The 9,883-nt window shown below is 31.9% G+C and carries 8 protein-coding genes; 3 read left to right on the top strand and 5 right to left on the bottom strand.

What is annotated here, in order from left to right; genetic code table 11:
• Positions 1–100: 100 nt before the first annotated feature.
• Together B3J44_RS23250 and B3J44_RS23245 are read right to left on the bottom strand one after the other, a co-directional pair.
• The gene (locus B3J44_RS23250) at positions 101–799 is read right to left on the bottom strand and encodes a LytR/AlgR family response regulator transcription factor (protein ID WP_286971784.1); all 699 of its coding nucleotides are present in this window, start codon (positions 797–799) and stop codon (positions 101–103) included.
• Positions 796–1,818 (bottom strand): sensor histidine kinase, encoded by a 1,023-nt coding sequence (locus B3J44_RS23245; RefSeq protein WP_286971782.1) that lies wholly within the window; start codon positions 1,816–1,818, stop codon positions 796–798. The genes B3J44_RS23250 and B3J44_RS23245 overlap by 4 nt, the downstream gene beginning before the upstream one ends.
• A 141-nt stretch (positions 1,819–1,959) precedes the next feature.
• Between B3J44_RS23245 and B3J44_RS23240 the strand changes: the two genes are divergently transcribed.
• The 3 genes from B3J44_RS23240 to B3J44_RS23230 all read left to right on the top strand — a co-directional run bounded on the left by B3J44_RS23240 (position 1,960) and on the right by B3J44_RS23230 (position 5,982).
• Positions 1,960–4,347, top strand: a complete 2,388-nt coding sequence (locus tag B3J44_RS23240) for an outer membrane beta-barrel family protein (protein WP_286971780.1) — start codon at positions 1,960–1,962, stop codon at positions 4,345–4,347.
• Between the two features lie 170 nt (positions 4,348–4,517).
• Positions 4,518–5,105, top strand: a complete 588-nt coding sequence (locus tag B3J44_RS23235) for a TetR/AcrR family transcriptional regulator (RefSeq protein WP_286971777.1) — start codon at positions 4,518–4,520, stop codon at positions 5,103–5,105.
• Positions 5,106–5,172: 67 nt separating this feature from the next.
• The gene (locus B3J44_RS23230) at positions 5,173–5,982 is read left to right on the top strand and encodes an SDR family NAD(P)-dependent oxidoreductase (RefSeq protein ID WP_286971775.1); all 810 of its coding nucleotides are present in this window, start codon (positions 5,173–5,175) and stop codon (positions 5,980–5,982) included.
• 279 nt (positions 5,983–6,261) lie between these two features.
• On the opposite strand, the gene B3J44_RS23225 is transcribed toward B3J44_RS23230, so the two are convergent.
• The 3 genes from B3J44_RS23225 to B3J44_RS23215 all read right to left on the bottom strand — a co-directional run.
• Positions 6,262–6,984: a hypothetical protein gene (locus B3J44_RS23225; protein ID WP_286971773.1), complete on the bottom strand. Its 723-nt coding sequence runs from the start codon at positions 6,982–6,984 to the stop codon at positions 6,262–6,264.
• A 452-nt stretch (positions 6,985–7,436) separates the two neighbouring features.
• Positions 7,437–8,534 carry a PepSY-associated TM helix domain-containing protein gene (locus B3J44_RS23220; RefSeq protein ID WP_286971772.1) on the bottom strand — a complete coding sequence of 366 codons (1,098 nt, stop codon included), beginning with the start codon at positions 8,532–8,534 and terminating at the stop codon, positions 7,437–7,439.
• Positions 8,535–8,590: 56 nt separating this feature from the next.
• Positions 8,591–9,883 (bottom strand): TonB-dependent siderophore receptor (locus B3J44_RS23215; protein ID WP_286971771.1); only part of this gene is annotated, 1,293 nt, incomplete at its 5' end.

Raw genomic sequence — 9,883 nt, 5'->3', positions numbered from 1 at the left:
CAATTGGTTTCAACAATCGATCCTATATTAATATCTCTCCAGTACAATTCCAATTTCTTCATTTCTTTTTAGTTTACTTTAATTTTCTATTTATAAAAACTTACACCAACCACTCACTAACCAATTTCCTATACGTCTCTCCTATTGGCAAAGCATTGCCGCTTTTCATTACAATCTGATTTCCGTCAATTACTTTAATTTTACCTTTTGGAATAATATAAGAACGATGAATTCTAATAAACTGATTACTTGGAAGTTTCTCCAAAATATCTTTCATATTCTCCAATGCCATTATCTTTTCGTCATTAGTATGAATTCGGATATAATCTCGTAAACCTTCAATATATAAAATATCATTTAGCGCAATTTTATAATGCTTACGATCCGCTTTTACAAATAGATAATCATCTCCTAATTTTTCACTAACCTGAAATGTTTCTTGCCAGCGAATGAACTTTTCTACACTTTGGTAAAAACGGTTAAACGTAATAGGTTTCAACAAATAATCGATCACATGAAACTGAAAAGCTTCAAGCGCATATTGCGGATAAGCCGAAGTAATAATAAAATTATATTTCTGATTGAACATCTGCATCAATTCAATTCCCGTTAATTGTGGCATTTGAATATCAATAAAAATCAAATCAACAGATTCAGCGTTTAGAATTTCAATTGCTTTAAAAACATCGCTGTCAGCGTATAAAACATTTAATCTTGAAATTTTAGAAGCATAATCGGCAATTAATTTTACAGCAAACGGTTCGTCGTCTAGAATAATGCAGTTTATTTTTTTATTCATTTTAAATCTATTTCAAGTTCTGCTGTAAAGTGGTTTTCGTTGTTCATGATTCTTAATTTATGTTTTTTAGGATAATGAATCTGTAAACGCTTTTGCAAATTATCTAAACCAATTCCGCCCAAACTATCTTTTTTCTGTGTTCCGATTCTATTTTTTACTTTAAAATTCAAATGATTTTCCAAAACTTTCAATTCTATTTTTATGGATTCAGAGTTAGAAACCGCTCCATGTTTTAACGCATTTTCGACCAAAGGCGATAAAATATACGGCGGAATTTCTTCTAACTCATTTTTGATTTCGACATTAAAATCAACCAAAAGATTCTCTTGATGCCTCAATTCTTCGAGCTCAATATATGCTTTTATGTACTCAACTTCATCTGCTAATTTAATCTTTTCTTTCTGCGATTCATAAGTGGTAAAACGCATAATCTTACTTAATTTATCAATTGCCGCTAATGACTTATCTGACTGAAAATAAACCATTGAGTAGATATTATTTAAAGTATTAAATACAAAGTGCGGATTAATTTGTGCTTTCAAGAATTTGATTTCAGTGTTCTTATTTTCTTCCAAAATGAGCTTGTTATATTCCAAAAGACGAATCGAATAAATCACAAACCAAAGAAACGAACTCAAGATGATTGACATACTGCTGTAATGTAAATTGTCGAGCATATAATTTAGAAAATTTATATTGGTATAATTTACTCTATCAAATAAAAGTTTAGTTATAATTTGCTCAAAAAAGAATCTTAAAAAAGTAAAAACTAGATAGGAAACAAAAAAACCTGCAAAAAGTCTTTTCCAGTTAAAAGCTTTGAAAACCGTTTTCATTACGATCAAATAATGAAAATAAAATGTCATAATAAAAACGATAAAATAAGTGCAAAGAAACAGATTCGGTACAGAGAATCGTGCCCCAATCGGATTTTTCACGAAAGTGAAATACGAAATTAAAAGCCAATAAATAATATGAATTAAGCATTCGAGCCTTTTGGTAATGGTTCCTTTGTACATTCGGTATATTTTTAAAACAAAGATATACATTCAGTAAAAAGCATTTTAACGGGTTTGCAGATTAATCGAAGGGGTTTGTCGATAAAAGTGGTTTTTGGGTTTTAATTCTAACAGTTTTGTCCTGTAATTAAAATCCAAATCATGAACAGAATCATTTTAGTATCCATTTTATTTCTATTCCAAATCAATGCTTTCAGTCAGCAATTTTCATTAAAAGGAAAAATAATCAATCAAAATAAAATGCCGTTGGAATTTGCAACTGCAACTTTGTTAAAATTAGATAGAACTTTATACAAACAAGCTTCTACAGATAGTTTAGGAAATTTTACACTCAATGCCGCAAAAGGAAATTATCAATTGATAATTGAGCAATTTGGAACGGAATTTAGCAATAAATCAATTCTAATTGACCAAAACATTGATTTAGGAAATTTGGAAATAAAAGAACAGATTCAGCTTGATGGCGTTACGGTTAAATCGAGAAAAAAACTCGTAGAACAAAAAGTAGATCGTTTGATTTTTAATGTAGAAAACTCTGTTGTTGCAACTGGCGGAACAGCTTTGGATGCTTTAAAATCTACGCCAACAGTTCGAGTACAAAACGAAACGATTTCTATTGTTGGAAAAGGAGAAGTTTTGGTTATGATTGATGATCGTTTGAATAAAATGACACAAGAAGATTTGTCTGCATTTTTAAGATCGATTCCTGCAGATAATATTAAAAGTATTGAAGTAATTACAACACCACCTGCAAAATATGAAGCCGAAGGAAACAGCGGTTTAATCAATATTAAATTAAAAACCGCCAAAGCGAATTCTTGGAGTGCGAATCTTGGATCTACTTATGTACAAAGAAGTTACGCAAGCGAAAATATAAACGGATTGTTTCTTTACAATTATAATAAGCTATCGCTTCAAGCTTCTATAAATAAAGGAAAAGACCACTTTTGTACGACTTCTGACAACCGAATTTATTATCCAAATGAAGTTTGGAAACAAGATATTACAACCAAATCAAAAACAAATATATTGAGCATTGGTTTTGGTGCCGATTATAAACTGACTGAAAAATGGACGTCTGGAATAAAATATTTAGGAAGTTTTAATGATAGAAATGCAGTAAATAATCCGCTGACTACTCGCTATAATACTTCTGGAGAAATCAATTCTTATATTTTGTCCGATGTGAATTCGGAAAACAAACCGAAAATGAATTCTATAAATTGGAATAACGTTTTTGGCTTAAATAATGAAGGTAAAAATATTACGGTTGATTTGGATTATTTCAATTATCAAAAAGATGATTCTCGCACATTTTCAGGAAATGAAATAGACAACCAAAATGAAAATATTCCCGAAACTTACTTTGCCGCAATCAATTCTAACTTAAACCGATTGAAAAATTATTCGGCGAAAATTGACTTTTCGTTTCCTTATTCTTGGGCAAATATTAGTTTTGGAGGAAAAGGATTTTACACCAATACTAAAAACAATTTGACCGTTTTTGACAACGAAACTGGAACTCCAATCTTGAATTCTAATTTTTCTAATATATTCACTTACAAAGAATACAACGAAGCTTTATATTTTTCAGCCAATAAAAAACTGACCGAAAAATGGGAAACGCAAATTGGCTTAAGAGCCGAAGCAACACAAACAGAAGGTTATTCAGAGAATCTAAACCAAACCAATAAAAACAATTATATCAAATTGTTTCCAACCGCTTATGTGACTTACAATGCAAACGACAATAATTCATATTCTTTAAATTACAGCAGAAGAATTCGCAGACCAGATTTTGATTATTTGAATCCGTTTGTGATTAGAACAAGTCCGTTCTATTATTCAGAAGGAAATCCGTTTTTGAAACCTTCAATTATTGACAATTTTGAGTTCTCTTATATCCGAAATCAAAAATGGGTAAATAATGTCTATTTTTCTCAAGTTTCAGATTTTGGACAAGAATTAGCGATTATTGATCCTGAAACGAATATTACGAAAAGTACACCAATCAATTACGCCGACACTTTCCAAATCGGACTTTCAACCTATTACAATTTCAATAAATATTCTTGGTGGAATAGCTTTATCGGGTTCAATTTAAACTATCAAAATGTAAAATCAAAAACGAATCTAATTGCTTCTGTAAACGGTTACAACGGCTATATTTACAGCAATAACGATTTTACAGTAAATCAATCTAAAACCCTTTTCATTGGTTTAAATTATGGTTTGCAATTACCGGGACGTTATCAGGTTTTTAATATTTCGACTTTGAATATTTTGGATGTTTCTGTCAAGTTTCTGGCTTTAAAAAAGAATCTTTCAATTACTTTAACGGGAGAAGATTTATTGAACGCGCAAAAACCTTTAATTTCTTATTATTCAAACGGAATCAAAAATACGATGGAAAACTACAGAGATTCTAGAGCTTTTAAAATTGCTTTGAGTTATAAGTTTGGAAATCGAAGTGTAAAAACTAACGAAAGAAACTTTGGAAATGAAGAGGAAAGGAATCGTGCGAATTGATTTTTCTTAAATTAATTTAATTGAGGCAAAACAGCTTTAAACACTACCGTTTCCAAATGTTTGAAGCAGTTTTATCTCTTTAAAAAACAATCAAATACATAAAAAAATCATTATTTATTTGTTTTTATGACCAATCGGTCATATATTTGCATCGTTAAATACAATTTATCATGACAAAAGGTGAAGAAACCAGACAATTTATTATAGAAAAAGCCGCTCCTATTTTTAATACAAAAGGAATTGCAGCAACTTCTATGAGCGATATTATGGAAGCTACCAAATTGTCAAAAGGAAGCATGTACGTTCATTTTGAAAATAAAGATGTTTTGGCCTGTGCAGCTGTAGATCATAATATGAAAATATTAAGTTCTAAACTAGAAACAGCACTTAGAGAAAACAAAAGCGCCAAAAAGCAACTTTTTGCTTATATCAATTTTTTTAGCAACCCAATCAATCCACCAGTAATTGGCGGATGTCCTTTGCTAAACTTTGGAACCGAAGCAGACGACACAAATCCGATTGTGAAAGAAAAAGTAAACGCAGCCATCAAACGCGGACAAGTGCTTTTAACTTCGATTATAGAAAAAGGAATTGCCGATAAAGAATTTCATTCTGATTGGAGTGCATCAGAATTTGCCATTACACTTTTTGCCATGCTTGAAGGAGGGCATTTAATGTCAAGAGTATCTGGCAATAACGATAATATGAAAACAATAGAGAAAACGCTTAAAAAAATTATATCTGAAAAATTGATATAATTTTTTTTGCTTTAAAAATGACCGATTGGTCATAAATATTTTTAATTAATTATAAAAAACAAATACCATGTCAAAAACAATTTTAATTACAGGAGCTTCAAAAGGATTTGGAAGAGCTTGGACAGAAGCTTTTTTAGCTAAAGGATACAATGTAGCAGCAACTGCGAGAAACCTTGAAACTTTAAACGATCTTAAAGAAAAATATGGAAACGCAATTTTACCTCTAAAATTAGACGTTAACAATCGTTTAGAATCTCTAGAAGTGGTTCAGAAGGTAAAACAGCATTTTGGAACTATTGATGTTCTGATCAATAATGCAGGTTATGCACTTACGGGCGCAGTTGAAGAAGCCAATGAACAAGAAGCGAGAGAACAATTTGAAACTAATTTCTTTGGAACTTTATGGTTAACTCAAACGGTATTGCCAATTATGAGAGAACAAAAAAGTGGCCACATTATTCAAGTTTCTTCTATTTTAGGATTAGCAACTTTACCAACAGGAATGGGCCTTTACAGTGCTTCTAAATTTGCTATTGAAGGTTTAAGCGAAACATTGGCATCTGAGGTAAAACAATTCGGAATCAACGTGACTTTATTGGAACCAAACGGATACGCGTCTAACATCTGGCACACTGGAATTACTAGTGAAAGTATTCCCGCATATGATGACATTAAAAAAGCTCTTGCAGAGAGAGAAAACGTATTTGGCAAAGTTGAAGCAACTGCTCCAATAGTGGTAAAACTAGTAGAAAACGAAAACCCTCCTTTGCGATTATTATTAGGAAAAGTGGCATTGCCTTTCGTAAAACAAAGTTACGCTCAAAAATTAGAAAGCTGGGAAAAATGGAATGACGTTTCTGTTGAAGCACATGGTTAATTAATTTATGCTGTAATAAAAGATAATTTCAAAACAAAATTATCATTCCGTAGGAATGTTTGGTTGGTAGAAAAAAAAATCAACAGTTATATTGACATTTTGTAGGAACGTTTGATATGCATTATTATAAAAAACGATAAAAAACAAACGTTCCTACGGAACGCAAAATAATAACAACAACCTAGTTCTACCAACCAGATGTTCCTACGGAACAAAACAAATTATGCGAATATAAAAACGGGATTATCTGAATCTTCTTCAATAATCCCGTTTTACTTTTTAGAAAGTGCTTCTATATTTATTCATAATTGTTTTGAATAAATCCTTATTTGACGGTGGCGAAAGCACAATCGCTTTTGACCCTGAATGAATGGATTCTTCGATATCATTTAGACTTTTTCCGCCTGTAGCCATTACTGGAAAATTGGGAAATTTAACTATAATATCTTTCACAATTTTAGCTGTGTTTGCTCCTCCAGAGACATGAAAAACATTTACCCCTGCTTCTATCTTTCCTTTCAGAAAATCATGATCAGATGAAGTTACAGTAGCGATAATTGGAATAGAAACTTTCTCTCTTATTTTTTTGACATCTTTATTCTCAAACGGAATATTTACAATAATTCCCAATGCACCCGCTTGTTCAGCGTAAATGGCCATTTCTACTGACTTTTTGCCTTTTGTTGTCCCGCCTCCTACACCGCAAACAACAGGTTTTCCAGCAAAATCTATCAAGGTTTTGATTATTTTTGGAGACGGTGGAAACGGATAAACTGCTAGAATTGCATCGGCATCATTATTCTCGATAAGTGCCATATCTGTAGAAAAAAGAAATGATTTAATGATTTCGTTTTTCAGCAACAAACCTTGGCAGTCTTTGCCAATAATCTCTGGTGAAGTGAGAGCTTTAGTTATGGTTTTATTTCTTCTGAATAACCGATCCCAAAGTGAACTTTTCTTTTTATTTTCCCAAAATGAGCCTGAAATTGAACTAATCTGCATGGTCTTAATTTTTGCTTTTCGACCAAATTTAATACAGCAAAATCTAAATTTTCTTAAAATAAAAAGTGAAAATTCAGATTTTGTAATGAGTTAGGAAAAATTTGTAGTAAAATTAAATCTGCCAATTAGTTTAATATAAAAATCTAACAAAAGTCGGATTCAATATTTCAAAATATAACCAAACAAAAAATGATTTAAAATTGGATTATCATTCCGTAGGAATGTTTGATTGGAAGAAAAAAAACGACAACGCATTCACGTTCCATAGGAACGTTTGATGTACACCTCCATAAAAAATGATAAAACCAAACGTTCCTACGGAACGTAAAACAATGACAACAACATAGTTCTACCGACCAGATGTTCCTACGGAACAACCACATTTATCTAAAAATAAAAAAGCGCAAAATCTGATAGATTTTGCGCTTTTTTATTTTTATACGAAATATTTTTTATGCTTGAATCTTTTTCTTCTTAGACTTCTTCCCTTTCTTCCACCAAATTATAAATCCAGTTATAGGTAATGAAGCTCCAATCAAACTGACCAAACTCCAGATTATTTTTCCTGTAAGACCAAAGAAAACTCCTGTATGCAGATCGTGATTACTAGCTTCATAAATATCAGCAGCGTTGTTGTCTTTGTATAATTTGGTTCTGAGCATCTGCCCTGTTTTTCCATCAAAGAAAAGCGTATTTTGATTTCTTGCCCAATCATTTGGATACGTCATTCTTAATCGCAATTCTCCTGTTTTTCTAATTGAAAACGAAACCGAAGTTGCGCCTGGATATTTCGCATTTGCACTTTCGTAAATATTATTATAACGAACAGGAATTGTAGTCGAATCAATTTTAACGTTAGAAACTACTTCATCTCCTTTTCTAAGTTTGGTTCCCGTTACTAAACTAACTCCTTTTTTAACCGTATCATATTTGAAATACGTTCCAGAAAAGGCAATTAAAAGCAGAAAGATAGAAGCATAAAATCCTAAAACTTGATGCAAATCAAAATTAACTCTTTTGAATGAACCGCTCCACTTTATTTTTAAAGATTGCTTAAGCAAGCGTCTTTGGTTTGGAAACCATAAAATTAATCCCGTTATGAGCATAATGATAAAAATTACCACTGCCCAACCTTGAATAAATTCACCAACTTCTCCTAACAACAAAGTACGATGTATTTCTAGTACCGTATTGAGCCAATCCGCTCCCTGCTGATTGATTAAAGTTCCATCGTACGGATTGAAATAATAGGTCTTTTTCTTTTTCGTAGAAATTTGAACGGCAGCATTCGGTTCCACTTTATCGATTTTTAAAGCGGTAATTTTCTGTTTAGGTTCAAGACGTTCGTAATTTTCAATTATAGTTTTTAAACCTATAAATGGCTTTTCTTGAACGGGAACGTGCAGATATTCTTTGTTAGCAAAATCACGTATTTCTTCTTCAAAAACATAAAGAAAACCCGTAATGCTCACTATAAAAACAATGAGGCCCGATGCTAAACCGAGCCACAAATGTATTTGTCTGATAGTATTTTTAAAACCTTTGGTCATAATTTGCAATAAAATCCAAATGTAGAAATATCATTTTAAATGACGAATTGTAATCTTTAGAATTTAAAAGTAATATTTCCTGTAACTCTTGTTGGGTTTTGAGCCGCTAAACGATAAGACCAATATTTTTCATTCGTAAGATTGTCTACTTTTAATCCTAATCTAAATTTTGGTCTGTCGTAAAATACAGAGGCATCCAAAACGGTATAAGACGGAATACTGAATTTGAAAGTAGTTGTATTCGTTTGATAATACTCGCTTCCATAAATTCCACCAAAACCAAATCCAAGACCAGATGCTGCACCCTCTGTCAATCTATAACTTGCCCAAAGGTTCGCAGTTGTAGGCGAACCAGCAGTTGTAGGTCGCAAACCATTAATACTCGGGTTGGCTTTTGTATATTCACTATCATTATAAGTATAACCGGCAACAATATTTAAACCTTTAATAGGATTAGCGATCAATTCTGCTTCAAAACCTTTACTCAATTGCGTTCCGTCTTGAATCTGAAAGTTTACGTGATCTGGATCGTCACGAGTTACGTTTGTAACTTTGATGTCGTAATAACTGAAAGTTGCGCTAATTTTATTAAAGTCAAATTTAACTCCACCTTCTAATTGATTTGCCTGATTTGGTTTAAAAGTATTTCCATTAAAATCAGATCCTCCCACATTATTAAATCCGTTCATGTAGTTTCCGAAAACAGAAACCTTATCTTTAACCACTTGGTAAACAGCTCCCAATCTAGGAGAAAATGCCGTCTGATTGTAATTTCCAGCAATAGAATCTCGGCTTGGGTAATATACTCCTTTATTGATATAACGATCAGCTCTAACACCTCCCATTACCAACAATCTATCAGTAACATTCAAAACATCAGAAACATAAGCACTATAAGTTCTTTCATCATTTGAAACCATATTAGTGTACGTCGCATTAGCAAACAAAGGTTCTATTTTATTGATTGTAAAATTGTTATATGCATCTCCTGGTTTCCTAAAATTAAGTGCTGGCATGTTTACCGTTGCATCATTACGTGTTGCACGAAGACTGTAAAAATCTAAACCTGCCACAACTCTATTACGCAATTTTCCAATTTTAAAATCTCCGTTAAAGTTTTGCTGAATATCTGTACCGTAATAAGGATAATCTTGATTGGTAACTTGTTGTCTCAATGTTTCATTGCTTAACATAGTCAAAGCCACAACATATCCTTCAGATGAAGATCTTGTGCGCGAAACAATAGTTTGCGAAGTCCATTCGTCTGAAATTTTATATTTCAATTGAGCAAAAATATTATATTGCTGACCTGTATAATTTACAGTATTATTAGCAAAAGAAAGATTGTA

It is taken from the genome of Flavobacterium sp. UBA4854, from assembly GCF_002399805.1.
Classification (GTDB): domain Bacteria; phylum Bacteroidota; class Bacteroidia; order Flavobacteriales; family Flavobacteriaceae; genus Flavobacterium; species Flavobacterium ginsengisoli.
The sequence above is the reverse complement of the archived record's forward strand: the minus strand, read 5'-3'. Positions and strand labels throughout refer to the sequence as shown.